A 26,714-nucleotide genomic window follows, 5' to 3' on the forward strand; every position below is an offset into this window, starting at 1 on the left:
TTTGGTTTCTCCAAAATAAATGTGAAAATTTATTTTTTTGTTTTCCTGCTGTTTCTGCGTTTAACCTGAATTAAACCCTTCTTTTTTCAGTGCCTATCCTTTCGGATCAGCCGTTCCTCCCTTGCGGAGTGGTGCAAAGATAGGGACTTTTTATAATCACTTCCTAATCTTTTCCGGAAATAGTTTGCCGCGAAACGGTAAACAGCTTATAACCTGACCGATAAATTTACCTCTGACCTGTTCTCGGGGCTGAGAAACGGACAATCCTGGCTTTGAACTGTAAAAAAGGGTAGCGGGGGGATTGTTCGTTCTGGGCCATCTTTTATGGATGCAGTATGCTTTTACGGAATAGCCAAGTGGAAATGATATCTTTTTCGGTACAGCGGCATCATCGACACTATTACTATTACTATTACTATTACTATTACTATTACTATTACTGATAAGGTGATCCATGTCTCCTCATGCTTTCCGCAGGGCCGACATCTTTACTTTATACTATATTACTATATACTACAAAAGGGGTCCAGAGAAGTCGGGGTGTTTTACTATAGCCAGCTCCCCTCCGTACAGATACTCCGGAATAAGGCATATTATAACCTGATCCGGAACTGACAGGGAACTGATTATTATTTAAGATGGGATTTATATAGAGATTACTGAGGGTTTATAGGGGGTTTCTAGGGGTTTACCTCTACTAACCCCCTCTAAACCCCCTCTTATACCTCCATTATATGCGAACAAGATTCCTACTTGCTTATAATATGGTATCACCCTGCTAACAACAGCAGTTTTCTCCAGATTCAATTGGTTTAAAGAGCTGCTTTATCATTATACTGACGAACACAAATCCAATCCCTATTATTAGGTCCAATTGCTGTAAGCACCTCTCCCATCTCTTGCTTACTATAAAGCTGATTTTTCACATACTCACTATCATGGTATTGAAGACCACTATGCCTAATACACAAAAGTGAAATAAACCGATATATAACAAAGGTTTTGCATTTTTTTTATAACTTTAAAATCAACAAGAAATCAAAAAAGTTTTGATGGAAATTTTCAAAATATATCAAGTCGATGTAGCTGAAGCAAACCGCATCGCCCAAAGCGAAAATAATGTTCATCACCATGATTTCGAAGAGTTAATTATTGGTATTGAAGGAGAATTAGAACATTTTATTGATTTTAAATCCGAAACTTATGCAGCACCATTTATAAGTTTTGTTACCAAAGGAAAAACACATCGCGTAAAACCCAAGCTAGAAGCAGGAAAATGTCTATTTTGGGTATTGCGATTCAAAAGTGAATTTATTGCCGAAACGACTTTTCAACTGTACAATCATTTTCATGACCAAGCTACATTTAGGATCACTCCATCCGCTTGTTTTCAAAGGATAGTTCATATAGCTCAAATGATAGCCGACGAAATGCACGAAACACAAAGTGATTTGGGTATCGTCCGACAATTATTAAGCACCTTATTTACGATGATCGAATCCGAATATCGGAAACAGTTTCCAGAAGGCCTACCCTACTCATCGACCTCTAGTACAACATTTAAAAACTTTTTAACCATATTAGAAGAAAATTATCATCGCCCAGAATCCGTAAATTTTTATGCGGAAAAACTCTTTATGAGTGCACGTGGTCTTAATATGATCTGTCATCAAATATTACAGCAAAGTGTTTCCGAAATTATTGAAACCAGAAAATTGATAGAAGCTAAAAATTTGTTGATGAATACCGATAAAACAATTTCGGAAATTGGATTTGAATTAGGATACAGTGATAAAGCCTACTTTACAAATGTTTTTAAGCGAAAGTCGGGGCAGACGCCTACAGAATTTAGGACTGATATAAAAGCGATCATTTCCAAATAGTACAACATTATTACCAAAAAACAATACCTATCCTCCTGTTATACTTCCGATATTTGTTTTAACTATTAAAAAGCTGTCAACAACAATATATCACCAGGAGTTAATAGCATGAATCGAAAAAAATTTATAACCGCTATGGCTGTATTACCTTTAACAGGAGCTGCTTTAAAAGTAAACTCCTTACGCAACTTATCTAAAAATTTTGAAGCAACCGAGAAGTTTCCCGTGTTATTTTTGGGACATGGAAGTCCTATGAATGCGATCGAAGAAAATGAATTTGTGGACGGATTCCGAAATATCGGTAAGACTTTTCAAAAACCAAAAGCAATATTAGTTATTTCAGCGCACTGGGAAACGCGTGGTACATTCGTTACTGCTATGGACAATCCTCCGACAATTCATGATTTTGGCGGATTTCCTCAAGCATTATTTGATGTACAGTATCCAGCTCCCGGAAGCCCTGAACTTGCACAGGAAACAAAAAAAATCATCACAAAAACTGATGTATTATTGGATGATAAGTGGGGCCTTGACCACGGGGCATGGTCTGTTGTCAAGCATTTATACCCAGATGCTGAGGTTCCGGTTATTCAAATGAGTATCGATTATACGCAACCTGCGTCTTACCATTATGAATTAGCACAGGAATTAGCTTCCTTACGTCACAAAGGTGTATTGATAATAGGCAGTGGCAATATGGTCCACAACCTGCGTATGGTAGCCTGGGATAAATTAAATGAGGCGGGATTTGCATGGGACTGGGCTCAGGAAGCAAAAGAAAAAATGAAAAATTACATTTTAGATGGTAATCACAAAGCTTTGATCGACTTCCGGAATCAGGGAAAAGCATTTGATTTAGCTATACCCACACCAGAACATTATCTTCCCATGATCTACAGCCTGGCACTAAAAGATAGACAAGATGATTTACTGCTGTTTAACGACAACTCTATAGGAGGATCTCTTGCCATGACCTCATTCAAAATTGGCTGATAAACACGACAATTATCCGTATTGCTGCACAGTAAATAGTAATAGCACAGTTTAAGAATATAAAAATAAATCCCTTATATTCGCCATATAAGCTATATAGAAAGATGGATATATCAAAACCTACAATTTCAGTTGAATACTGTCCGAAATGTAACTGGATGTTACGCGCGGCCTATATGGCGCAAGAAATTTTAAGTACTTTTACAGAAGATATTCATGGTGTCTTACTGATTCCGAGTGAAATAGCGGGTAAATACTCCATTTCAATCGATCAGCAACCCATATTTGACCGTAAAGAAATGGGAAGGTTTCCTGAAATAAAGGAATTAAAACAATTGATAAGAGATCACATTAACCCGGATAAAGATTTAGGTCACTCTGAAAAGAAATAGTTATATTTTGCATTTTTAAGTATATTACAAAAACTATAAACGAACAGTATTGTTTTAGCTCTTAAAACAATACAAAAATTGCAAAAGTACATACATTAATACATCACGTTTTTAGAAATAAAACATATTATAATGAAAAAAATCTTCATAGGCTTATTCGTAATTACTGCTTCATTTACATCTTGCCAAAATCCAACACAAACAAAAGAAAAAACAGCACAAGACAGCAGTACAGTTGCTACTAAACAAGATACGGCATTTCACGATGAGCATAATACACAAAACTCTGTTGATTGGGCTGGAACCTACGAAGGAACTCTTCCATGTGCAGACTGTTCGGGCATTCATGTTATCTTAACCTTAAATATGGATGGAACTTTTGAAAAATCTGAACAGTATCTTGAAAAAGGTGGACCTTTTAAAGAAACTGGTACGTTCACATGGACTCCAGACGGCGGCTCGATTATTTTAAAGGAGAAAGATGGCGAAAGCAAATATAAAGTCGGTGAAGGTATGATGAAGAAATTAGATATGGAAGGTAAAGAAATTAAAGGAGAATTAGAAGAATTCTATAACTTCAAAAAGATAAAATAGATGCTGATCATCAGCGTCATATGACATAAAAAAAGCTCCTGAATAGTATTCAGGAGCTTTCTTTTTTAGACTTTAAGATCTATTTTGCATCTGGTAACAAAATAAATTCAAACATGCGGTCTTCTTTTAAATATTTATCAGCGACAGCTTTTACACTTTCTACAGACACTTTACTCAGGTCATCTAATTTTCTCAAGATTTCCGTTACATCCTCTTGATTTTGATAAGATCCTGATAGATAGCTAACCCAAAATCCATTCTCTTTAAGCTGTAGCTCTAATTGACGCTTTTGTTCAATAACAAATTTATCAATATCCTCTTTTACAGGTCCACTTTTCTTAATTTTAGAGACTTCATCTACAGCAGATTTTATCAGCACATCCACTTTATCCGGAGCCGTGCCAAAGCCGATACCAAAACTATAGCGTTGACGTGGCAACTTGCCGTAATTAGCAGAAGCGCCCACACTGTAAACCCCGCTTTCGGCTTCACGAAGACGTTCTAATAATTTAATGGTCAAGATACTTTCTAAGGCTTCCATATTGATATTTTCGCTTTCCGAATAAGTATAATCACCATAATAAGCTAATTGTACAGAAGCTTTATCCTCTTTCCCTTTATGAACAACAACACGCTTTCCTTGAGCTGGTTCTACTATACCTAAATCTTTATAAGACTCTTTACGTCCAAGATTCGGCAAGGCCGCTAAGTAATTTTCTAAATAAGGTTTAATTTCTTCTTCAGTAAAAGAACCTACGATGGTAAAGGTGAAGTCCGAAGCATCAGCAAATCGCTCTTTATAAATTTGAAAAGCTCGATCTTTGTCAATAGTTTTCACTAAATCGGCAGTCGCATTTTTTCTGCGGATATTATCCCCATAAAGCGTTTCTTTCACTTTATCGGAGAAAACATTTGACGGATCACTATCTCTATTTTCTAAACTTCCTACAGAACGGGCGATGATACTTTGGTAAACATCCTGATCCAGACGAGGTTCAGTAAAATAGCCATAAATCAATTCAAAAGCATTTTTTAAACCTTCTTTGTCCGAACTTCCATAGATTCCTTCATATCTTTCTGAAATATACGGTGTGATCCCGATATTTTTACCTGTGAGATACTTTTGTAATTCAACATTATTCAATTGACCCACACCACTCGCATCCACTAGACCCGCAGCATTACTCGCTGAATAATAATCTGCATCTGGATATAAAGAAGAACCACCTGGACTAAAAGCTGAGATACGTATTTCATCATTCTTGAAATTGGTAGGTTTCAAGATTACTTTGACACCATTGCTTAAGGTCAATTCTTTTACATTGATCTCTTTTAATTCCTTATTGGAAACAACAGATCCTTTAACAGGTTCCTTCGATAATAATGGCAATTTAGAAACCTTATCCTCATAAGCTGTTAAGTTCTGAGACTCCACTTCCTTTATCCAATTATTGACTGTTTGTTCAGCAGGTAAAGTAGCTTTATCTTTCTCCGGCCCCATGATGATGATATCACGGTTCAGATCAGTATAATATTTTGAAATCAGTGCATTAACTTCTTTCAAGGTCAATGTTGGTAATAGCTGTTTTGTTATTTTATAACTATCATCGTTACTTAATGCGGCATCATCTTTTAAGAAGTTATTCAAATAACGACCCACATAACTATCCGATTTTTTCTTGCTCTTTTCTATATAAGCAGTCTCATTACCTTTATTCATTGAAACGATGGCTCTATCCAATTCAGACTGTGTAAATCCAAATTTTTGGATGCGCTCAAATTCTGTCATCATCTTTTTAAATCCTACTTCCAATTGGTTTGGTTTAGGAACTACCATCAACGAAAACACATCTAATCCAGCAATGAAACCAGATATACTGCCTCCAGCTTGCATAAAAGGAGCATCTGCCTGTTGCATGATTTCAGAAAAACGATCGGCAACGATCGAGTTAAATGCCGAAATCAGTAACTGTTTGCGATAATCTTTTACGGTCACTGTTTTTTCCTCTTTACTTTTGATCATAATCTGAGCAACTGTATAAGGAAGTTCAGGATCTGTAATGGCAATAAACTGATTTTTATTCAATAAATCAACATTATACTTGGTACGTTCCAGCTTTTTAGCAGGAGCTTTTAAATCCGAAAATAAGGCTTTAACTCGAGCTTCCATATCTTTCACGTCGATATCACCAACAATGATGATAGACTGTAAGTCCGGTCTGTACCAGTCTTGATGAAATTTCCGGATCGTCTCCGGTTTGAAAGTTGTAATAATTTTTTCTGTTCCGATCGGTAAACGTTTAGAATAGCGAGATCCATTTAAAACAATTGGAAAATATTGATCCTGCAAACGTTGACCTACACCACGTCCGCCACGCATTTCCTGCATCACAATACCGCGTTCTTTATCAATCTCATCATCAGCAAGCAATGCATCTTGTGCCCAGTCGCGCATCACCTGTAAACCATTTTTCAACAGTTCAGGATCATCAGATGGAATGGGCAATTGATAAACCGTTTCATCAAATCCGGTATAAGCATTCAAATCGGAGCCAAAACGAACACCAGCTTTTTGTAGGTAATTGACCAACTCGTTTTTAGGAAAGTGTTTTAGACCATTAAAGTTCATGTGTTCTAAAAAGTGAGCCAAGCCTAATTGGTCATCTGTTTCTAATATAGAACCTACTTTGTTTGCTAAATACATCGTAACCCTTTTTTCTGGTTCTACATTCCGACGGATGTAGTAAGTGAAACCATTTTTAAGTTTACCTGTAAGCACCTCATTGTCAAAAGGAAGTTTTTGATTCCAACTAACGGTGTCTTGTGCTAAAATTGCTCTCGCTTCAGCACGAAGTGATGTTGCCGCAGTACTAGGGGTTGTACAATAAAGAGTTGGCAACAAAAATGTTAATGCAATTGGTTTAATAAATCTCATGTTTTTGATTTACCTTAAGTTTTTAATTTAGTTGTTTTATAAAATTAATGTTCGAAAGTACAATTAATCTATTGTATTTTTGTTATGCATGAAGGAAGAAAATAATTGGTTGCTTTTAAAACGAGAATTCGGCCATTTTTTGAAATTTGAACGCGGTCTGTCCGATAATTCTATTGAAGCTTACCTCAATGATGTTTCCAAACTGGAAGTATACAGTGAAGAAAATAAATTGACATTGCAACAAATAACCAGTAAGGATATACAGCGCTTCCTGATCTGGATAAATGGATTTGGTATTTCTCCCTTCACGCAGTCACGCCTATTGTCAGGACTTAAAACATTTTATAATTTCCTACTCTTGGAATACGATTGGGAAAATAATCCAGTCGAATTAATTCAAGCCCCTCGAATTGCACGAAAGATACCTAGTGTGCTTAACATCCAAGAAATCGATCAACTTATCAATGCCATCGACTTATCAACTCCCGAAGGTATGCGCAACAAAACAATTCTGGAGGTGTTGTATGGATGTGGACTTCGGGTCTCGGAGCTGGTAGGTCTTAAACTATCAAATCTTTACTTAGACGTAGAATTTATCAAAGTTGAAGGAAAGGGTAATAAAGAACGTCTGATTCCAATCGGGAGCCAAGCCATTAAATACTTGAAAATTTATATCAATGAAGTCCGACCGCACATTAAAGTCAAGTCGGGGCAGGAAGATTTTGTCTTTCTAAATAAGCGTGGAGCTGCTTTATCTCGTGTTATGGTATTCATTGTCATAAAAGAGCTGGCTACAAAAATTGGTCTTCAAAAAAACATTAGCCCTCACACTTTTAGACATAGCTTTGCTTCTCATCTTGTGGAAGGTGGGGCAGATTTACGCGCCGTACAAGATATGCTGGGGCACGAAAGTATCACAACTACAGAAATCTACACCCATATCGACCGCGATTATCTACAGAGCGTGATTACCCAATATCATCCCCGTTCCTAATCGGATATTTACAACTCTAAAATCACAACCCTAATTTTTTACAGTTAACTTATTCGTTAGTTCGTTAGTTGATACCTGTACCACTTTGATTATTTGGACCAATCTCCACGGTTCAAAAAAATAAAGGGGTAATCCATTTGTACTATAAAACGGTATAAACCATGACTTTTTAAATTATATACAACATTGTTGCATTATTATTTTAATTTAATGCAACAATGTTGTATTTTTGAGGCGTAATTTAATTTAAGCATGACAAAACAGTTCAGCGTCATCTCTATATTGGCACCCGTATTCATCTCATTATGGCCTTCATACAGCCTATTTGCACAAAAAAGACAAATAAGCGGAAAGATCATTGCGCTAGAAAACACCAGTCCCATTCATGGAGCTAACCTTCACTACGAAGGACATAAGAAAGCGATAACTTCCAACTTTTCGGGTGAATTTCAATTTAGTACTGAACAGAACTTCCCGATAAAATTAGTGACTTCACTCGTTGGCTACGAAAATGACACTACTTATGTGAAAAATGACCGTCCCGTACTGATAAGACTAAAAAAAGACGTTAAGAGACTCGCCGAGACACAGGTTTACGGTTATCAGGTTGCCGCCAAAACACAGATTGCACAACAGGTCAATGCGACAGCTTTAACTGAAAATAGAAACCGTTCGCTAGCAGAAGTTTTAAAAAACATCTCCGGAGTCCATCTCCTACAGACCGGATCTACCATCAATAAGCCCATTATTAACGGTCTTTATGGCAATCGCTTGGCGATACTTAATGATGGTATGAAACTCGAAAGTCAGCAATGGGGTAATGACCATGCTCCAGAAATTGATGTGTACGCGGCGAATGCGATTACGGTCGTAAAGGGAGCAGAAAGCTTACGTTATGGTGGTGAAGCATTAGGTGGAGCAATTCTGCTTTCCACTAAGCCCTGGAATAAAATTGATAGTCTTAGAGGGCAAGTTAGTCTAAACGGTTTCACAAATGGCAGAGGTATGCAAAGCGCATTAAACCTGGAGGGCATCACTCCCATAGCGGGACTGAAATGGTCTTTCAATGGAAACTACAGCAAAAGTGGTAATCGAAAAACTCCCGATTATTATCTGAACAATACCGGGCAGCGCATTTACAACCTAAATGCTGCAGTAAATTATCAATACAAAGACGCTAATTTTGAAGCTTCCTATAAACAATATCACAATGAAGCGGGCATTTTATCTTCTACTCATATCGGCGATATTACTTCTTTTCAGGAACGTCTAGCCTATGGGAGACCGTATCCCAGCGAACTCTTCGGATTCTCATACCAAATTGATGCTCCCCGTCAAGAGGTTAAACACGAGGTATTTCAGTTTGCTTACAGCCAGCGCTTGAGCGATGCTAAAACCTTATCCATAAAATATGCTTACCAGAATAACCACCGGCAGGAATATGATAAAAGACGTGCAGGCCGTAGCGCAATTCCAAGCATGGATATGGTTTTACGGACACATGCACTTGATGCATCTTATACTATTGAGGGCTTAAATCAAAAATTTATCACAGGCCTTCAGGGGCAGACACAAGTTAACAATAATATTGCTGGGACTTTTAATACCCCATTAATTCCTAATTACAATGCCTTTAATATCGGAGCATACGGTATATATCAATGGCAAAAAGACCGATTGGCCTACGAATTAGGAGCTCGTTATGATTTTAAGAATTTCGATGCTGCAGGGTATGACTTTTATGGTAAAGCTTATGGTGGCGACAATCAGTTTCATAACTTGTCGACCAACCTCGGTTTATCCTATACTGTCGACAACCATATGACTTTTAAATCAAACTTAGGACTTGCCTGGAGAGCTCCATCTGCACAAGAACTGTACAGCCAAAACGTACACCAAAGTACAGCACGCTATGAAAGAGGAGATGCGGCATTAAAAGCAGAGAAAGGATTAAAGTGGATCACCAGTTTAAATATCCATGAGCAGAAAAATTTCTTAAACATTGACATCTATGCTAACTACATCAATAATTACATTTACGTAAAACCGACCGAAGAATACGTACAAAATCTTTCAGGTACATTTCCGATCTGGCAGTATAGTCAAAACAATGCATTATTGGCCGGGATTGACGTACAGGGAAAATATGCCATCAGTGAACATTTAGATTACAGTGCAAACACATCATTTATCTACGCCCGTAACCTAGATGACAAAAACTATCTGCCTCTTATTCCGCCCCTATCGTATACACATGAAATCGCTTTTACAACAAAGGGAAAGACGAACTGGATGCATGACGTGAAATTTGCCTTAGGTCAAGAAATCTATGCCAAACAGTTTTTAACAACAGCAAGTATGGAGATGGCTCCCGCACCATCGGCGTATCAGCTTATCAATGGTTCCATTAGTTTAGGCTCTCTTATTGGCAACAATAAATTGCAAACTCGCCTTTTGGTAGAAAACATATTCAATAGCACCTACAAATCTTACACAGATCTATTCCGTTATTACAGTCATGGTGTAGGCCGAAATATACAGTTGACAATTAATTACACATTCTAATCATAACAAATACAGCTATCATGAAAAAAATCATTAACAGCAGCAAATTAGTACTGATCGCAGCAGTTCTCCTTTTCAACTCATGTAAAAAAGACGATCCTGTCCACGAACATGATAATGAAGAAATGAAAACCATGACTTTAAGTTTTACAGAAAAAACAACAAATGCCAAAGTCGAAGTTATCATCGATGCTACCGATACAAAACCACAGTCGTTAAACTTAAAAAAAGGCAACTATGATTTAGATATCAAATTAAAAGATTTTGATGGACATGAGGTACAACAGGAAATTTCTTACGATGCCTATGAGCATCAGTTTTTCTTCGTAGGCCCTACAAAGGAGCAGATCACCTTTACGTATTTAGATCAACAGGTAGGTTTAAAAAGCAACTGGAAAGTATTAGACAAAGCAAGTGCTATTCCAATGAAAATTGTCTTGATGCACGGTCTAAATAAAACAAAGGTTACCGCAGCAGACTGGAACAATTCAAGCTACCAAAGCATTGGTGGCGGTACTCCAGACATTTCAGTAAATGTAACTTTAAATCTTATTGACTAAAGATGAGGATGTTGGCAAGAGATTGCATTTAGCTATTTTCATTTTTCATGAAATAGTATATCTTTGCTAGCATGTCCCTGTAGTTTAATGGATAAAATTGCAGATTCCGGTTCTGTTGATATGGGTTCGACTCCCTTCGGGGACACACAAAAGCAGCGTTTAATAGTATTAAACGCTGCTTTTTTTATAATTTCTAACGCACATATTCCCCATTTCATTCCATCCAGCATCTTTAGGTAAATCCTATATTACGGTGAAACAGCCCACAGCAGCACCCTGATATTTTTTTGTGACTAAAACTAAAAAACCTCATCATCAAAAATCTAAAATCACTGCGTATTGCAAATAATAGTAAAGCAATTTGCGCAATGAACATGAATTGTCAAGCCAGTACTTTGGATATAAAAGACAATATTATTAAGTTTGACTCATCAATCAGCAGTACATCATATCAATAAAAAGAATGGTCTAGAGTAGCCCATACAATCAAAGGAAAAACATTATACCAGTATATTTTGGAAAAAATTACGTTTAGATTTGGCACCCTTCATGATATTGTTTCCCTGCAGGAACTGTTTGTCGATACTATTAAGCGCATTTGCATCCAAGATTATAGCGCAGAGCAGGTAGCGGTTTGGAGCTCCAGCAGTGAGAATATGCAACGATGGACTCAGGTGTTAACGGAGCAGTATGTACTCATAGCAGCGTTAAACAACAGTATTGTCGGCTTTTGCACCTTAGCTGAAGGTCGTTATATTGATTTATTTTTTGTTCATAAAGATTACCAAGGTCAAAAAATAGCATCCCAGCTCTACCAATATATAGAAGCGGAGGCAAGGCGACAGAACACCGATCGTTTAACTGCAGATGTAAGCAAGACGGCAAAACCATTTTTTATAAAAATGGGATTTACAACCGTAAAGGAGCAGGAAGTGATTTTAAAAAATGTACCATTTATCAATTACAAAATGGTTAAAATGATCAGGCCTAATCAAAACTCCGCATGTTTCGGATTGTAAACAGCGACAATCATGATGAAATTTGGGTATAAATTAAAATGAAAATGGAAACACAATCAAATCTCAACTACAATCGAATAGCTTCAGCTATCGAATATATTCAACATCATTTTAAGGAACAGCCAAACTTGGATGAAGTCGCTGAAAAAATTCATTTAAGCCCCGCTCATTTTCAACGGCTCTTTACTGACTGGGCAGGTACAAGTCCTAAAAAATTTTTACAGTACATCAGTTTGCAATATGCCAAGAAACTGCTTGATGACAACAAAGAACTTACACTCTTTGATGCCGCATACCATACCGGACTTTCGAGCAGCAGCCGTTTACATGATCTATTTATCAATATCGAAGGTATGACTCCTGCTGAATATAAAAATGGAGGTCAATTTCTCAAGATCAATTACCGTTATGCAGACAGTCCTTTTGGCCCAATAATTATTGCATCTACAGCCAAAGGAGTATGCTATATCGCATTTGAAAGTAATGAAGCAAAAGCTTTCACCGATTTACAGGCTAAGTTTCCAAATGCCCTATTTCAGCAACGGGATGATGATCTGCAACAAAATGCCCTCTCCATTTTTCAAAACGATTGGTCTGCTCTTTCACAGATTAAATTACATCTCAAAGGCACCGACTTTCAATTGCGTGTGTGGGAGAGTTTACTCAAAATTCCCATGGGGAAACTGGCTACATATGGAACAATAGCAGAACAGATCGGAAATCCAAAAGCAGCTAGAGCTGTTGGCACAGCTGTTGGCAGTAACCCCATTGCATTTCTTATTCCGTGCCACCGCATTATCCAATCTTCTGGCATAACAGGAGGATACATGTGGGGACCAACTCGAAAAACAGCTATTATAGGATGGGAAAGTGCCAAAACACAGCAGGAATTATAATACGAAGCACCACCATTTAAACATTATGTATGGAATTATTTGAATATCCGATTGATAGTACGAAAAATTGGCTTCCAAAGGACGGAACAGTACATTATTATGGGAAAGTAGTGGGACAGGAACGTGCAGATTACTTTTATGAAAAACTATTGACAGCCATCGAATGGCGTAACGATGAAGCCGTTATTTTTGGTAAACATATATTAACGAAAAGAAAAGTCGCTTGGTACGGTGAGAAACCTTTTGAGTATACCTATTCCAATACAACCAAGCATGCTCTTCCATGGTCAATAGAATTATTGGAATTAAAAGAAATAGTTGAAAGAACAACGGGAGAAACGTTCAATTCTTGCTTATTAAATCTCTACCATAACGGGGATGAGGGTATGGCATGGCACAGTGATGGCGAAAAAGATTTAAAGAAAAATGGTGCTATCGGATCATTGAGTTTTGGGGCTGTCCGTAAATTTGCTTTTAAGCATAAACAAACGAAAGAAAATGTAGGATTGATCTTAGAACATGGCAGTTTATTGGTCATGAAAGATGAGACGCAATCCCATTGGCTACATCGACTGCCACCTACTAAAAAGATTCACTCTCCAAGGATTAATCTCACATTTAGAACAATTGTCGAATAAAATACCGTTATTTCAATTGCGTGTTTCTATTTTTTATAAATTTTTATACCAAACAGCGTGTGCTGTGCTCAGCTTTTAAGATATAGTCGTTAGCATTATGCGTAAGAAAAACAGTTCCATTCCTATTAAAACAATGACTGATGCTTTCAGTTCGGGAATTATTATAGCCAAAGCATCTTTCGATGAACAGGACCTCATGAATCTGGATGATGCAAGACGATCACATCGGGATGACTATCACTCCTTCTTTCTGTTGGAAAATGGCACCACCGAAATCGAAATTGATTTTCAGCAATATACGATAACCCCCTACTCCATCCTCTATATTCACCCACATCAAGTACATCGCATTGTGGCGATGAAAAAAGTAGGTGGCAGTTTTTTGGGGATTAATAGTGAACATATAAATCCAGAATATCTGCAATTGCTGGAAGAAATGACACCATTAAAACCGCTTCGACTTTCTGAGGAAATATTTTCTATTTTGGAAACTAGCGTTTCTTTATGCATTACACTATCCGACCGTAAACAAAAGCAGTTACATCAATCCTTGCTAAAAGATAGCTGTAATACTTTGATCGGGCTCTTGACTTCGATGTACCTCGAGGGCGCTATACCTGTCGACAAACTTTCCCGATCTGAGATTATCACAAAAGCATTTAAGGCTTCCCTGCAACGTGACTTTCTCGCTATAAAAAGACCCGCTGCATATGCTATGCGTCTCAATATCTCTACCCCCTATCTGAATGAATGTGTCAAAGACGTCACCGGCTACCCTGTGTCCTATCATATCCAACAGCATATCATTTTAGAAGCCAAACGCCTGCTTTATCATTCTGACAAGTCAGTAAAAGAAATCGCCGATGCCCTAGGTTTCGAGGATTACCCCTACTTCTCGAGATTATTCAGCAAAGTCACCGGAATGTCGGCACTATCCTTTCGGAACAAAAACCGCGATTAGTCCAATACCCTCTTCCTTTGCTCCATTGTTTGCGTTACAAATTAGCTGTTTCTTTGTCATGAACAAAAAAGCAATACCATGATATCAACACTACCCAAATGGGCAGGCGGAATACTAGAGAGTCTCGTTGGCCAGCGTGCTGAAGTGATCGGCACCACTTACCTCAGCCCCCATCTTAAAAAGGTGCGTTTTCAGAGCGACCTTGCCAAAATGAATTTCCAGATTGGCTATGCGAGTGTGATCCGTGTAAACGAAATCGAATACCGGAATTATACGATTGCCTATCATGATATGCAACTGGGTATTGTGGATATTATCTTTCATATTCACAATAATGGTCCCGGAAGCAGTTATGCAGACACTTTAAGCGTTGGTGATCATCTCTATATCAGTAGTCCGAGGGGGCATAAAGTGTATAACCCAAAATTTCAGCATCAGTTACTCTTCGGCGATGAAACTTCGCTCGGATTGGCCTGTTCGCTACTTCCCACACTCAAAAAAAACAATCATTCCTTCCAGTTCTATCTAGAACTAGACGATTCAAATCACGAAGTTCCTGAGCTGTTGGGCTTAGAAAACTGTAGTATCTTTCCAAAAAATGGATCGTTTGCCAATGCGGAATGGATCGATGGTCTTCCTATTTTTCATCATGAAAACTGGCTTCATGCCAGCTACACTTTAGTCGGCAATGTCACTTCCGTTCAAGCTTTTCGAAAGGCCCTTAAAAGAAACGGTGTAAACCGTATAACTACTCAAGGATATTGGCTAAAAGGAAAAAAAGGATTATAACAGATTGTATTAAAAATTTAAAATTAAAAACTGCATGATTTATGTATTTAAAACCTCAGTAGAAACTGAAAAAGACATTCTCATTTTAGAATATGGTTTAAATGAACACTGCACACCGGGCAGATGGAATTTCGATCTACAGGATTGCGATCGCATCTTACGCATCGATACTTTAAAGGAAAATCCACAATCTATCATTGGACTATTGCAGGATAAAGGCTTTCACTGCGAAGAGCTTCCCTACTAACAAGATCAAATATGGAATCGTGTAGCTAAACTAAATATCAACATATTTACGCTAGTTACTGATCTAGATTTTTTATCAGGATAAAGCTCTCTGTTGCAGCAACGATAAAATTGTTATAGTTCGAGCAGTATGCTGTTCTAAAACCAAAGATTTATGTAACGGAGTCACGAATCAAATCGTAAGATCAGTTGATGAAAATTAGCAATTAGCAGGTATATGATTTTTGGAAATAAGATAGAATATCTACGAATCACAAATAAACATGCGGAATTTTGTGCTTTACATGACATCAATAAATTCACTTTGCAGATTGGTAGTTCCAACTTCGATAGGTATATTTAAAACCTCATGACAACATATGGTTTGTTTTGTAAACGATTATCTTTTATAGATACTCCTTATGTTGCAATGCGTTCTTACGCAAGCGGTAAAACCGGCACTTGCAAGTTTTAATATTATAGGGAAGTAATACAGAAAATATGAATTTATTAATTCAACAGCTAAAAAAATACGGACCAATTCATACTGATCTTGAAGAAGAATTGATTAAGAGAACTAAATTCATGACCAAACAAAAGGGTGATTTTTTTCTTAAACAGGGTCAAGTTGTATCCAATATGTTTGTTATTGAAAAAGGAATTGTGCGCGCATTTTACAATAAAGAAGATCGGGAGATCAATGTTTGGTTTGGTATCGAAAATATGATATTAGGTTCAGTGATTCCTCTTTTCTTCAATCTTCCTTCTTTAGAGAGCATTCAGTTTTTAGAAGATTCCTCTATTTACTATATTTCCAGAGAAGATATGAATGAGCTTTATCAAAAATATCATCAAATGGAAACCATTGGGAGAAAATTAGCGGAAGAATATTGCAAAATATTAGAGGAGCGTGCCATTTCTTTACAGACTGAATCTGCTGAAGAGCGTTACAATACGCTACTGAAGAATGAAACCGCAGCGGCACAACGCATTTCGCTAGGACATATCGCTTCTTATCTTGGTATTACTCAGGAAACATTAAGCCGGATCCGAAAAAAATAATGATAGTTTGTATTGAAATTTAACTGAATTTGATATATATCAAAAAAAACAATCTCAATCTACCGTTCCTTTGTATGATTATTAATCATATAAAAAAATGAAATATTTATTTTTAGGCTTAGCTATTGCATTTGAATTACTTGGCAGTAGTTTTTTAAAAGTATCCAATGGGTTTTCAAAGTTAATTCCATCTATTGTCACTATTCTGGCCTTTATAGCTTGCTTTTATTTTCTTTCCCTGGCGCTTAAATTTATTCCTCTTAGTATTGCTTATGCAGCTTGGGGTGGTATCGGTATTGTTTTAACAACTGTTATCTCGGTTGTTATTTTCAAACAATCACTAGATCTTCCAGCAGTGATTGGTATTGTTTTGATTGTTGCCGGAGTCATTATAATGAATTTCTTTTCAAAAGCTGCTTCACATTAAGCGATAGCATTTGAAATATATTTTTTTTCAACCATAAAATATACCTTGAGTGGCACGATGGAGCTACCGAAAACTACTCATCGTTCTTGGTTTAATGTTAAAAAAAGGTCCTTATTACTTAAAGTAATAAGGACCTTATAAAATGAAAAGGTATAACCCTTATTTCAATTTTTTTACTCTGATATTTTTAAAGAATACTTCCGAACCATGTCCTAAGAAGGCAAGATGACCCGTTGTACGTTTTAAACCGGGATGATCTTTACCATCCAAAGTACCATTTTTGCTTGCCGCTGCAATATCAGCATCAAGAATCACTGTACCATTCAAAGTAACTTTAACACGGTTACCCTTTACAACGATTTCTTCCGTATTCCACTCGCCTACTGGCTTTAAAAATCCTTTTTTTGCCGTTACAACACCATACACCGAACCATGGTATTGGTAAGGTTTCAAATCTTTATAGATATCTGCAGTGTTATCCAACACTTGGATTTCCATACCAGCATAAGCGGCATCACCCTCTAAAGGAGCTCTGACCCCCACACCATTGTTTGCACCTTCTGTCAATTTGAAATCAAAACGATAGATGAAATCTCCATACTCTTCTTTTGTATAAAGATTACCGCCGAATTTAGCGTCTGGCACCACCCTAAGATATCCTTCATCATTGATTACATAACCATCATTCTTCGTCCACTTATCTAAGTTTGTACCATCAAATAACACCTCAAAACCTTCTTTCTTTTCTGTGTCACTCAATTGAAATACATTTTTTCTAGCCAGCTCTTTTACATAGATATCTCTGTAAGACACCACCGTACCATGAGCCTGCAGCTCAATCTGCTCGGTAGGGAAAATAGATTGATTGCGATCCCAATAATTTTCTAAAGGCACATTATCGGTAACCAATTTACCATTTAAGTAAACTGTCACCTTGTCGTCAACCATCTTAATTCTGAACGTGTTCCACTCACCAAGGGCATTATCCGCCACCAATAATGGTTTTGATTCAGCCTTTTGGTTATTATAAAGACCACCAGAACCCACTTGAGCACCATCTTTTACGCGAGATATGTCCCAGATCTGAACCTGTGGTGTACCACGAAGATAAATCCCAGCATCACCTTCTTTACCGTTTTTATCCAGTTTCCAGTCAACCAACATCTCAAAATCGCCATATTGTTTAACCGTAGCAATGTTATCTCCCTTACCGTTGAAGATCAATTCACCATTATTAGCAGCCCATCCCTGACGCATTTGCTCATCAGCTTTTACCTGCGCAGCAGCCAATTCCTTCTCAGTCATTTGACCTCTTTTAATCGGGTTTGCGACTAGACCTTTCCAGCCTGTCAGATCCTGTCCATTAAACAGGCTTACAAAACCTTCAGATTTAGGCATTTCTGCAAGGTGCTTAACAACAGCTTCTCTTAAGTATGCACTTTCGCTTCCGCTTAAATTGTTGATCACCTCATTCAAGATGTTGCGGACGTCAGAACCTATAAAAGATTTATTATCTAAAGCAATGTTCATTGCAGTGTTAACGGCAGTACCCTTCAGTTCCGGATCTTTCAAAAACTTACCTGAAAATACAACTGCCTGGTAGGTGCCCGTACTTTGTAGAGAACCTAAAACAGTTCTTTTTTGGTTGTTATTTTTAGCAACTGCAAAAGCATCTTTCAATAAAAGGGTCTTCTGATCGTTTGTTTCACTCGATCTATTGATATTCTTGATCAATCCAGCAAATACTTTTTCACTTAAACCACCTGATAAGTTTGTTCTTGACAACTGGATGAGCTCATTTAATGCTAAAGGAGTCGACCAGTCTGCGATCGCTAAAACAGCGGCATCACGAAGAGCAGGATTATCAGATTTCAAATAATTCGTAACCGCATTCAAAGACTCCTGATCGCCAAGTCTGGCAAAAATTGGAAAGAATTTGGTTGCACTAGGTGCTGCAGAACGGGAAATATTCGCGGCAAGTTTTTGGATATGTTGTTCTTTGTTAGGACTAGACTGGATCACATTTGCAATCGCAACCTCTAAATTCCTGCTTGAAGCCTCATCCGCTTTTGTCAATAAATTAACAAGTATTTCTAGATCTTTCTCCTGTGCAACATTTGGTAAAGCCTTGTTGATGGCTTTATTTACATCAGCATTGGTGCTATTCAAAGCCAATACAGCTTGCGAAGAATTAGCATTTGCCCTTGTGCTCAAAATGTCCAATAATTGGATTTTCTTAGCATCATCAACAGTTGCTAATGAATTGTTGATCACGTCCATTGTCTGTTCATTTTTTGAACTTAACAAAAGTGCTTTGATCGATTCATTCAGTTGCGCATCTGTAGACAAATTATCAATTAAAGCTTTCGAGTCAGCACCTTTAGAAAGGAGGTTGATCGCCGAGAGACCCGCTAATTTAGCATGTGCATCTGTAGACTTACCAACAATTTTTTCGATTGCTTTTAATTGAGTTATCGAACCGTTTTGAGCAATATAGTTCAATAATGATTCTTGCACAGCAGGGCTTGATTTCGCTGCTAGTCCTAATAGTTTTTTAGTATCATTTGCATCTCCGTATTTGTGCAATAGATTTAAAGCAACGTGACGGTAGACATTATTTTCGTTTTGAGCTGCCGCAAACAAGTTTTTCTTTTGTTTTTTAGCATCCAATCCTGTCAATAAAGTTAACGATCCTACTTGTGCATTGATTGCTTTCAATTTAGAAGCCTCAGCAAACAAAGTATTTAAATAAGCAATTGCTTCTTTATTTTTTTTGTTCTCAATTAGAGATTCGGCATAGTCCAGACCTAAACCGATACCATTTAGGTTATCATAACTATAATTTGCAGTTTTAAGCTCTTTTTCAAAGATCGGAAGCGCTGCTGTTCCTCCAATTTTGCTCAGGGCAATCAAAGCAGTACGTTTGAAGCTATCCGATTTGAACTTATCGATCAAAGCGATGATAGCCGTCTCGGTATCTTGATTTTTAACATCTCCCAAAGCGGTCACGAGCGCAACTGCACATTTTTCATCTGTTACTTTCGCTAATCCTTGTGCTAATGCATCGCTTGATTCTTTCGTATTGATCGAGACCAATGTGCGTGCCGCACCATCAGCCAAATATGGTGTATTTAAATAAGTAGCTACTTTACTCACAGCAGCATTCGTTGCACACTGACGTAAAAGACGCAATACAAAAGCTTTGTTGGTATCCTCTTTCACCGTACCCAATGCATCCAATAGACCTTGTACAAATACTTCTTTCTGTTTTTCTTTGCCTGGTTGGTTAACAAAGAAAGAATAGCTATTTGTGGCATACTCTACTTGCGCATTGTTTTGGCCCTGCGGTTTCAATTGATTTAGCATCGCCGCGATTTCACTTGATGTAAAGTTTTCCAACTCGTTCATCGCGTATAAAAACTTAGCCTTTTCTTCGGCAGGTTGTTGCCCCAGTACATCAGCTATTTTAGTAGCAGTCGTTCTATTTTGGGGCTGTTGTGCATATGCTGCCACTTGAAGTATTAATAAGGCAGATATCGTATTAAAAACTTTTTTCATTTTAGATAGATTAGAAAATTACATTGACCAAGGGCCACGCATCGGTTGATAAACTAAACGGTTTGCTGCATCGTCATTGATAAACTCATCTTTTGTAGAATCAAATTTCAATGAGCGGTTTAAACGTAAGGCGATCAAGCCCATGTTGACCAATGTACATGAACGGTATCCGTTCTCTTCATTTAATGCAAATTTCTCGCGTGTACGTACCGATTCCAAGAAATCTGTAATCTGTGGTGCTGGCTCAGGAAATTGTGCCAGTTTTCTTTCCATATCCGGTATATCAGACACAAAGCCTTTATACAGCTTCCCTTTAGGTCCCTCTATATAAGCCATGCCTTCATCTTTACCTTCACCATCTAAAATAATCTGACAGCCATCAGCATATGTATAAACAATTCTTCTCCAGGTACCGACCGCATCACTATGTTGCTGCGGCGCATCAACTTCTACCGATACAGGACTTTCGCCATCTTTTCCTAAGAAATATTGAACAGGATCCAAATAATGTTGGCCCATATCACCAAGACCACCGCCATCATAATCCCAGTATCCTCTAAAAGTTGTGTGCACGCGATGCGTACTATAAGGTTTGAAAGGTGCAGGACCTAACCATAATTCATAATCCAATTCTGCTGGTACCGGTTCAACAGGAAGGTTTTCTTTCCCTACCCAGAAAAATTTCCAGTCAAAACCAGTATGCTTGCTGATCGTTACTTTCAACGGCCAACCCAACATACCTGTATCTACCAATTTTTTAATTTTTTTAACCGGAACATTCATTCCGTAGAAATTATCGGCAAAACGGAACCAGGTATTTAATCTAAACATATTACCATGTTGTGCGATCGCTTCTTTGACACGTTTTCCTTCACCGATAGTACGTGTCATCGGCTTTTCACACCAGATATCTTTTCCTGCACGCGCTGCTTCCAAAGACATCAAACCATGCCAATGCGGGGGAGTTGCAATATGCACGATATCTACTTCAGGGTTTTTAATTAAATCACGAAAATCATGATGTTCTTTAACTCCGCCACCTAAAGCCTGTTGCGCTAGAGCCAAATGTCTTGTGTCGACATCACATATCGCCACTGTTTTTGTTCCCGCGTATCCAAAATGACCACGCCCCATTGAACCTACGCCAATGATGCCCTTCGTTAAATGGTCACTTGGAGCCAAATATCCTTGTCCCCCTAATACGAATCTAGGGACAATTGAAAATGCCGCTGCTCCTGTGATGGATTTCTTTAAGAAATCTCTTCTGGAGCTATTTTTTTCTTTCATACTTATTTAATAAATGATAGTTTGGTTGTGTTAGATTTAATAATCTGTTAAAATACAACTTTTCACTAAAAAGCAGGCCAAAAAAAAGCTTCGTCGGGTAACAAAGCTTTTACAATCAAAATAATACGGTATTCTAACCCTTAGAACGTCGGTCGTTCATATAATGTTCTCGTCGCTATTGACCTTCCTAAGGTCAATTCATCGACATATTCAAGCTCACCGCCGAAAGCAATACCACGTGCGATAGTGGTGACCTGGATATTAAATTCTTTGAGCTTACGATACAAATAAAATATCGTTGTATCTCCTTCCATCGTAGCACTTAATGCCAATATCACCTCCTTGACATCTTGCTTACGCATACGGTCGACCAAACCGTCAATCTTCAAGTCAGACGGTCCTACCCCATCCATTGGTGAAATAAGTCCCCCTAGTACATGATAGATTCCTTGGTAAGAATTGGTATTTTCAATCGCCATCACATCACGCGTATCTTCCACGACACATATAATGGAATGATCCCGCTTTGGAGAGGTACAAATTTCACATTCATGATAGTCTGAAATATTAAAACAGATATGGCAATACTGAATTTCTTCTTTCAATTGATTAATAGTAGATGTAAATCGTGCAACTTCAGCATCCGATTGCTTTAACAGGTGTAAAACAAGTCGCAATGCAGTTTTTTGACCTACTCCAGGTAAACGTCCAAACTCGGATACAGCGTTTTCTAATAATTTAGAAGAAAAATTCATGGCACAAATTTAACAATATAATAGTTAAAGAAACTGTTCAAATTAAAAATATTCCTTATCTTGTATTCCCTTCAAATGAAAAGGAACAGTAATTTTTATAATAAGAGTATAGCATGGATATTACAAAAGACGACAAAATAAGAAGTGCCTTTGAAAACAAAACGTGGCAGGAGATAAAAGTAAAAGATTCGTGGCAAATATTTAAGATCATGTCCGAATTTGTAGATGGATTTGAAAAATTAGCTAAAATTGGTCCTTGTGTTTCCATTTTTGGATCTGCAAGAACTCCACAAGATCATAAATACTATCAAATGGCTGTCGATGTGGCAAGTTTATTAACTGCACGTGGCTATGGAATTATATCTGGAGGTGGCCCCGGTATCATGGAAGCTGCAAATAAGGGAGCTTATGAATCCGGCGGTAAATCAGTAGGATTAAATATAGAATTGCCGTTTGAACAATTTCACAACAGATATATTGACCGTGATAAACTTCTTGAATTTAACTATTTCTTTGTTAGAAAAGTCATGTTCATGAAGTATTCGCAGGGGTATATTGTTATGCCGGGCGGATTTGGAACAATGGATGAATTATTTGAAGCAATTACATTAATCCAGACAGGTAAAATCGCACGCTTCCCGATCGTGTTAGTGGGTTCCGAATATTGGTGTGGCCTTTTCGACTGGATCAAGAACACTATGCTAGGTGAACGCTACATCAGCGAAGAAGATCTAAAACTCTACCGCATCGTTGATACGGCGGAAGAAGCCGCAGATCATATTTTCAGATTCTACGACAAGTATTTATTAAAACCAAACTTTTAATAATAACCGGTATCGATATACAACGGGTTCCATACATATGTATGGAACCCTTTTTTTTTGTTATAACAAGGGATTTTGCAAAACTACCATACGCTACGCTATCACAACTTCGCAATCTTAAGCTTTAAAAAATGGGAACATGCAAAAACTCATCTCATCTCCGTGTCCGATAATTGACACTGAAAACACCTCTATTTAAACCATCCCAAATGATTAGTGGCATAGCTAAGACCCTACATCAAAATTAAGGCTAAAGCCAGTTGTTACTTTGGACTTGATCGGTGCAGTATGCCACAACCTGATAATGATAAAAAAGTAACATTATTGGCAAATATAAAGGTAGTATTTTGAAAAAATATATTGAATCTTTATATCGGTTCTAATAGTTCCAAAACTTATAACTAAACTCTAAATTCCCTACTACTGTAACCTCTCAAAATATAATGAAGATAAAAAGAAATCTAACCTGTTGTATATTATTATTAAGTTTTTCAAGTCAGGCGCAACAAAACGTCAATTCATCTCATAATATAGGCAGTCGTGCACAATCACAGCAAAAGAGAAGTTTGATAAAAAATTCTGATGCAGATAATCAATTCTTTTTAAGTAAAAAAAACTTAATGACTGCCGTCTGGAACGCACCTTTTAGCTATGAAAGTATCCGCAGTAATCATGCACCTATTGGACCTTATATAGGCAATGGTGATGTTGGTGTGGTGTGCCATACTGCTGAAAACAGCCAGACTTTCAGAATCTCAAAAGTCGATTTTGTAACAGATGGCTGGTCGGACTGGGCCGGATCCGGCCCCGCTGCCCTTCCTGTTGGCGGGGTTAAAATAACCGTAGAATCACCGATAAGCGCTGGTTTTAAGTATGAGATGGACCAACTAGGTAATGAATTGCGCATGCGTACAGCAACAACACAACCTGTGCATATGAAAAGCTGGATATCTGTTAATGAAAATCTTTTAGTCACTGAACTGGTAAATAACACAAAAACTCCAATCAAAATATCTGTATATACTTATGCCGATAGCATATCGGCAACATATGGCACAACAGCCGATGTGAACAGTAACGTAACGCAGGTAACTAGACAAACTAAAACTACAGATGTAAGATGGGTCTCTAAAGCCGGTATATCGACTAAGGTTCTTGGCGCATCATCAATTTGCAGTAGAGAATCCCAAGCCCAGACCAATACGCACTTTACTCTTAAAGCTGGAAAAACTGTCTATGTACTGTCTTACATATCGGGTGGCGGTATGAAGAACGATGCACAGATGGAAAACGCATATAAAACACTTCATGATTTGCAAAATAACCGTTTAAATGCTTTAAGAAATACAAAAATAGCATGGTGGAAGGATATGTGGAATAGGTCATATGTGGAAACAAATGATGAATTGATCAACAGACAGTACTTAAGTTCGATCTATTTTCTAGCTTCTGCCTATAACGAACATTCCCCGGCATGTGGCGGCATGTATGGTGTCTGGAATATGGATGACAAAATGATGTATCATGGTGATATCCATTTAAATTATAATAGCCAAGCTGGATTTTATAGCGTCTTCTCCGCGAATAGACCCGAAATTGCAAAACCTTTTTACAACTTCATTGAAGCAATCTTACCTGACGGAAGAAGACGTGCGCAAAATGACATGGGAACTGTCCATCCCTCTTTAGCTGGGAAATCATTTAGAGGAGCTGTTTTCTTAGTTGGTGGACTGGGAATTGGCATACCTTACAATTATTACTGGCAACAAACGATGAATGCGCCGTTCAATGTACCACTCTTCAGCTGGTACTATGAATATACTGGTGATTTGGATTTTTTAAAAAACAGAGCTTACCCCTTTATTAAAGAATGTGGTGATTTCTATGAAGATTACCTGAAAAAGGAGCCATATGGTGATACTTATCGATACAGTATCACTACTGGCGCACATGAGAGTTCCTGGGATCTCAATCCTCCCTCCGATCTAGGTTTCGTCAAGCAAACCTTCAGCTTACTTCTCAAGTATAGTAAGTTATTGGATGTGGATGAAAACCGGAGAATGCTTTGGCAGGATATTCTCGATCACCTTCCTAAATACAAGGTAATACAGCCGACCAAGACACCGAATAAAGGCTTGCCTGTTTTTGCAAAAAATGAAGCAGGATGGGATCTACCAAACCACATGATACAAATGCATCCGGTCTACCCCTGCGAAGTACTCGATTTACTTTCAGATCCAGATTCTTTACAGATAGCTAAAAATACGGTTGAATACTATGAAGTTGACCAAAATGGATTTCAAGGATCAATGAATGCGTTAGGTCTAAGCGGTTATATTATGGCTGCACGCGTTGGCTTCTCCCCTGAAATAATTATTAAAAACCTAAGCATATTGGCCAGCGGTGCTCAAAAAAACTTCTTGATTACAGATGGCCATCATGCTTCGGAAAAAACAGCCCTAGTTGAAACGGTCAACTCAATGATGCTTCAAACGCTTGATAACACGTTGTACATATTTCCCAACTGGGTAAAATCAAGCGCTTCATTTACGCGCCTACGGACTAAAGGTGCCTTTTTAGTTTCTGCAGATTATGATGGCACTACCATAACAAATCTATCCATTTATAGTGAAAAAGGCACAAAATGCCAGATCCACAATCCTTGGAAAGAAAAAGAAATACAAGTAATGGAAAATGGTAAGCAAATAGCCGTAAGTAAGACAGGAGAAAGGTTTTCATTTGAAACAAAAATAGGTCGCCACTATATAATCAAGACTATAGGGGCTTAAGCTCAATAAAATTAAATTTATGCCGGTTCATCGCTGGTATAAATTTAATTTATATAAAGCACACGATCTATAAATAATTGGGCATTAAATCTTTCGATCAGTATAAACACAAAAAAGGTCAATCTTTTTGAGATTGACCTTTTTGAGCCTCCTATCGGAATCGAACCAATGACCTACTGATTACAAGTCAGTTGCTCTACCAGCTGAGCTAAGGAGGCATCATGTGTGAAAGTTAAAAAAGAGCCTCTTATCGGAATCGAACCAATGACCTACTGATTACAAGTCAGTTGCTCTACCAGCTGAGCTAAAGAGGCTTTTTTAAATAACCCTTTCGAATTATGATGGTGCAAATATCGAAACCTTTGACAACAAAATCAAACTTTCCTGGCATTTTTTTTCATATTTTTAATAATTTTCTGAAAATCAAGCCATTTATTTTCAATTCAAATCGGAACCCATCGCGGCAAAACACACAAACATGAAATTTTGTCATTTCACAATAAAAATACAAGACATTTTTTCCGAAAAAAGAATAAAAACAGATATGGCATTTTGATTGTTATCCAAT

22 protein-coding genes and 3 tRNA genes are annotated in these 26,714 nt (G+C 37.6%); 18 read left to right on the forward strand and 7 right to left on the reverse strand.

The features are described 5' to 3' along the window. Nucleotides 1–156: 156 nt before the first annotated feature. Nucleotides 157–456 (reverse strand): hypothetical protein, encoded by a 300-nt coding sequence (locus EDF66_RS20335; RefSeq protein ID WP_132844711.1) that lies wholly within the window; start codon nucleotides 454–456, stop codon nucleotides 157–159. 596 nt (nucleotides 457–1,052) lie between these two features. On the opposite strand from EDF66_RS20335, the gene EDF66_RS20340 reads away from it, so the two are divergent. The 4 genes from EDF66_RS20340 (at nucleotide 1,053) to EDF66_RS20355 (ending at nucleotide 3,862) form a co-directional block, all read left to right on the forward strand. Then, on the forward strand, nucleotides 1,053–1,883 hold the full coding sequence (locus EDF66_RS20340; protein ID WP_207898706.1) for a helix-turn-helix transcriptional regulator: 831 nt from the start codon (nucleotides 1,053–1,055) through the stop codon (nucleotides 1,881–1,883). 108 nt (nucleotides 1,884–1,991) lie between these two features. Then, the gene (gene ygiD / locus EDF66_RS20345; RefSeq protein ID WP_132772744.1) at nucleotides 1,992–2,876 is read left to right on the forward strand and encodes a 4,5-DOPA dioxygenase extradiol; all 885 of its coding nucleotides are present in this window, start codon (nucleotides 1,992–1,994) and stop codon (nucleotides 2,874–2,876) included. Nucleotides 2,877–2,980: 104 nt separating this feature from the next. Beyond that, complete coding sequence (locus tag EDF66_RS20350) at nucleotides 2,981–3,268, forward strand: SelT/SelW/SelH family protein (protein ID WP_021191773.1); 288 nt, start codon at nucleotides 2,981–2,983, stop codon at nucleotides 3,266–3,268. A 132-nt stretch (nucleotides 3,269–3,400) separates the two neighbouring features. Next, the gene (locus EDF66_RS20355) at nucleotides 3,401–3,862 is read left to right on the forward strand and encodes a copper resistance protein NlpE (RefSeq protein WP_132772742.1); all 462 of its coding nucleotides are present in this window, start codon (nucleotides 3,401–3,403) and stop codon (nucleotides 3,860–3,862) included. 79 nt (nucleotides 3,863–3,941) lie between these two features. On the opposite strand, the gene EDF66_RS20360 is transcribed toward EDF66_RS20355, so the two are convergent. Then, nucleotides 3,942–6,797 carry a M16 family metallopeptidase gene (locus EDF66_RS20360; RefSeq protein WP_132772741.1) on the reverse strand — a complete coding sequence of 952 codons (2,856 nt, stop codon included), beginning with the start codon at nucleotides 6,795–6,797 and terminating at the stop codon, nucleotides 3,942–3,944. 88 nt (nucleotides 6,798–6,885) lie between these two features. Here EDF66_RS20360 and xerD point away from each other — a divergent pair, with 88 nt between their 5' ends. The 12 genes from xerD to EDF66_RS20420 all read left to right on the forward strand — a co-directional run bounded on the left by xerD (nucleotide 6,886) and on the right by EDF66_RS20420 (nucleotide 16,933). Then, nucleotides 6,886–7,791, forward strand: a complete 906-nt coding sequence (gene xerD / locus EDF66_RS20365) for a site-specific tyrosine recombinase XerD (RefSeq protein WP_132844715.1) — start codon at nucleotides 6,886–6,888, stop codon at nucleotides 7,789–7,791. A gap of 252 nt (nucleotides 7,792–8,043) precedes the next feature. Beyond that, complete coding sequence (locus EDF66_RS20370; RefSeq protein ID WP_132844717.1) at nucleotides 8,044–10,356, forward strand: TonB-dependent receptor; 2,313 nt, start codon at nucleotides 8,044–8,046, stop codon at nucleotides 10,354–10,356. 20 nt (nucleotides 10,357–10,376) lie between these two features. Beyond that, complete coding sequence (locus EDF66_RS20375) at nucleotides 10,377–10,916, forward strand: hypothetical protein (RefSeq protein WP_132844719.1); 540 nt, start codon at nucleotides 10,377–10,379, stop codon at nucleotides 10,914–10,916. A gap of 73 nt (nucleotides 10,917–10,989) precedes the next feature. Continuing rightward, nucleotides 10,990–11,061: transfer RNA gene (locus tag EDF66_RS20380), tRNA-Arg, on the forward strand. Nucleotides 11,062–11,431: 370 nt separating this feature from the next. Beyond that, the gene (locus EDF66_RS20385; protein ID WP_243656101.1) at nucleotides 11,432–11,935 is read left to right on the forward strand and encodes a GNAT family N-acetyltransferase; all 504 of its coding nucleotides are present in this window, start codon (nucleotides 11,432–11,434) and stop codon (nucleotides 11,933–11,935) included. A 44-nt stretch (nucleotides 11,936–11,979) separates the two neighbouring features. Continuing rightward, nucleotides 11,980–12,831, forward strand: coding sequence for a methylated-DNA--[protein]-cysteine S-methyltransferase (locus EDF66_RS20390; RefSeq protein WP_132772738.1), 852 nt, complete (start codon nucleotides 11,980–11,982; stop codon nucleotides 12,829–12,831). A 29-nt stretch (nucleotides 12,832–12,860) separates the two neighbouring features. Continuing rightward, entirely contained in the window at nucleotides 12,861–13,469 is a 609-nt protein-coding gene (locus tag EDF66_RS20395) for an alpha-ketoglutarate-dependent dioxygenase AlkB family protein (RefSeq protein WP_132844720.1), read from the forward strand. A gap of 97 nt (nucleotides 13,470–13,566) precedes the next feature. Next, on the forward strand, nucleotides 13,567–14,430 hold the full coding sequence (locus EDF66_RS20400; RefSeq protein WP_132844722.1) for an AraC family transcriptional regulator: 864 nt from the start codon (nucleotides 13,567–13,569) through the stop codon (nucleotides 14,428–14,430). A gap of 78 nt (nucleotides 14,431–14,508) precedes the next feature. Next, nucleotides 14,509–15,219: a siderophore-interacting protein gene (locus EDF66_RS20405; RefSeq protein WP_132844724.1), complete on the forward strand. Its 711-nt coding sequence runs from the start codon at nucleotides 14,509–14,511 to the stop codon at nucleotides 15,217–15,219. A 34-nt stretch (nucleotides 15,220–15,253) separates the two neighbouring features. Beyond that, nucleotides 15,254–15,466 (forward strand): hypothetical protein, encoded by a 213-nt coding sequence (locus EDF66_RS20410; protein ID WP_021191783.1) that lies wholly within the window; start codon nucleotides 15,254–15,256, stop codon nucleotides 15,464–15,466. A 479-nt stretch (nucleotides 15,467–15,945) separates the two neighbouring features. Continuing rightward, on the forward strand, nucleotides 15,946–16,506 hold the full coding sequence (locus tag EDF66_RS20415; RefSeq protein WP_132844726.1) for a Crp/Fnr family transcriptional regulator: 561 nt from the start codon (nucleotides 15,946–15,948) through the stop codon (nucleotides 16,504–16,506). A 97-nt stretch (nucleotides 16,507–16,603) separates the two neighbouring features. Continuing rightward, complete coding sequence (locus EDF66_RS20420; RefSeq protein WP_132772730.1) at nucleotides 16,604–16,933, forward strand: DMT family transporter; 330 nt, start codon at nucleotides 16,604–16,606, stop codon at nucleotides 16,931–16,933. A gap of 159 nt (nucleotides 16,934–17,092) precedes the next feature. On the opposite strand, the gene EDF66_RS20425 is transcribed toward EDF66_RS20420, so the two are convergent. The 3 genes from EDF66_RS20425 to recR form a co-directional block, all read right to left on the reverse strand. Next, a complete protein-coding gene (locus EDF66_RS20425; RefSeq protein WP_132772729.1) occupies nucleotides 17,093–20,491 on the reverse strand; it encodes a family 16 glycoside hydrolase in 3,399 nt (1,132 codons plus the stop codon). Nucleotides 20,492–20,509: 18 nt separating this feature from the next. Beyond that, complete coding sequence (locus EDF66_RS20430) at nucleotides 20,510–21,778, reverse strand: Gfo/Idh/MocA family oxidoreductase (protein ID WP_132772727.1); 1,269 nt, start codon at nucleotides 21,776–21,778, stop codon at nucleotides 20,510–20,512. A 140-nt stretch (nucleotides 21,779–21,918) separates the two neighbouring features. Then, the gene (recR, locus tag EDF66_RS20435) at nucleotides 21,919–22,533 is read right to left on the reverse strand and encodes a recombination mediator RecR (protein WP_021191006.1); all 615 of its coding nucleotides are present in this window, start codon (nucleotides 22,531–22,533) and stop codon (nucleotides 21,919–21,921) included. 119 nt (nucleotides 22,534–22,652) lie between these two features. Here recR and EDF66_RS20440 point away from each other — a divergent pair, with 119 nt between their 5' ends. Both EDF66_RS20440 and EDF66_RS20445 read left to right on the forward strand, forming a co-directional pair. Next, nucleotides 22,653–23,357: a TIGR00730 family Rossman fold protein gene (locus tag EDF66_RS20440; protein WP_037526690.1), complete on the forward strand. Its 705-nt coding sequence runs from the start codon at nucleotides 22,653–22,655 to the stop codon at nucleotides 23,355–23,357. A gap of 443 nt (nucleotides 23,358–23,800) precedes the next feature. Next, a complete protein-coding gene (locus tag EDF66_RS20445) occupies nucleotides 23,801–26,146 on the forward strand; it encodes a glycosyl hydrolase family 95 catalytic domain-containing protein (RefSeq protein ID WP_132844727.1) in 2,346 nt (781 codons plus the stop codon). 145 nt (nucleotides 26,147–26,291) lie between these two features. Here the strand turns inward: EDF66_RS20445 and EDF66_RS20450 are convergent. Both EDF66_RS20450 and EDF66_RS20455 read right to left on the reverse strand, forming a co-directional pair. Beyond that, nucleotides 26,292–26,364: transfer RNA gene (locus EDF66_RS20450), tRNA-Thr, on the reverse strand. A gap of 23 nt (nucleotides 26,365–26,387) precedes the next feature. Beyond that, nucleotides 26,388–26,460: transfer RNA gene (locus tag EDF66_RS20455), tRNA-Thr, on the reverse strand. Nucleotides 26,461–26,714: the final 254 nt, after the last annotated feature.

Source organism: Sphingobacterium sp. JUb20 (assembly GCF_004342035.1).
GTDB classification, from domain to species: Bacteria; Bacteroidota; Bacteroidia; order Sphingobacteriales; family Sphingobacteriaceae; genus Sphingobacterium; species Sphingobacterium anhuiense.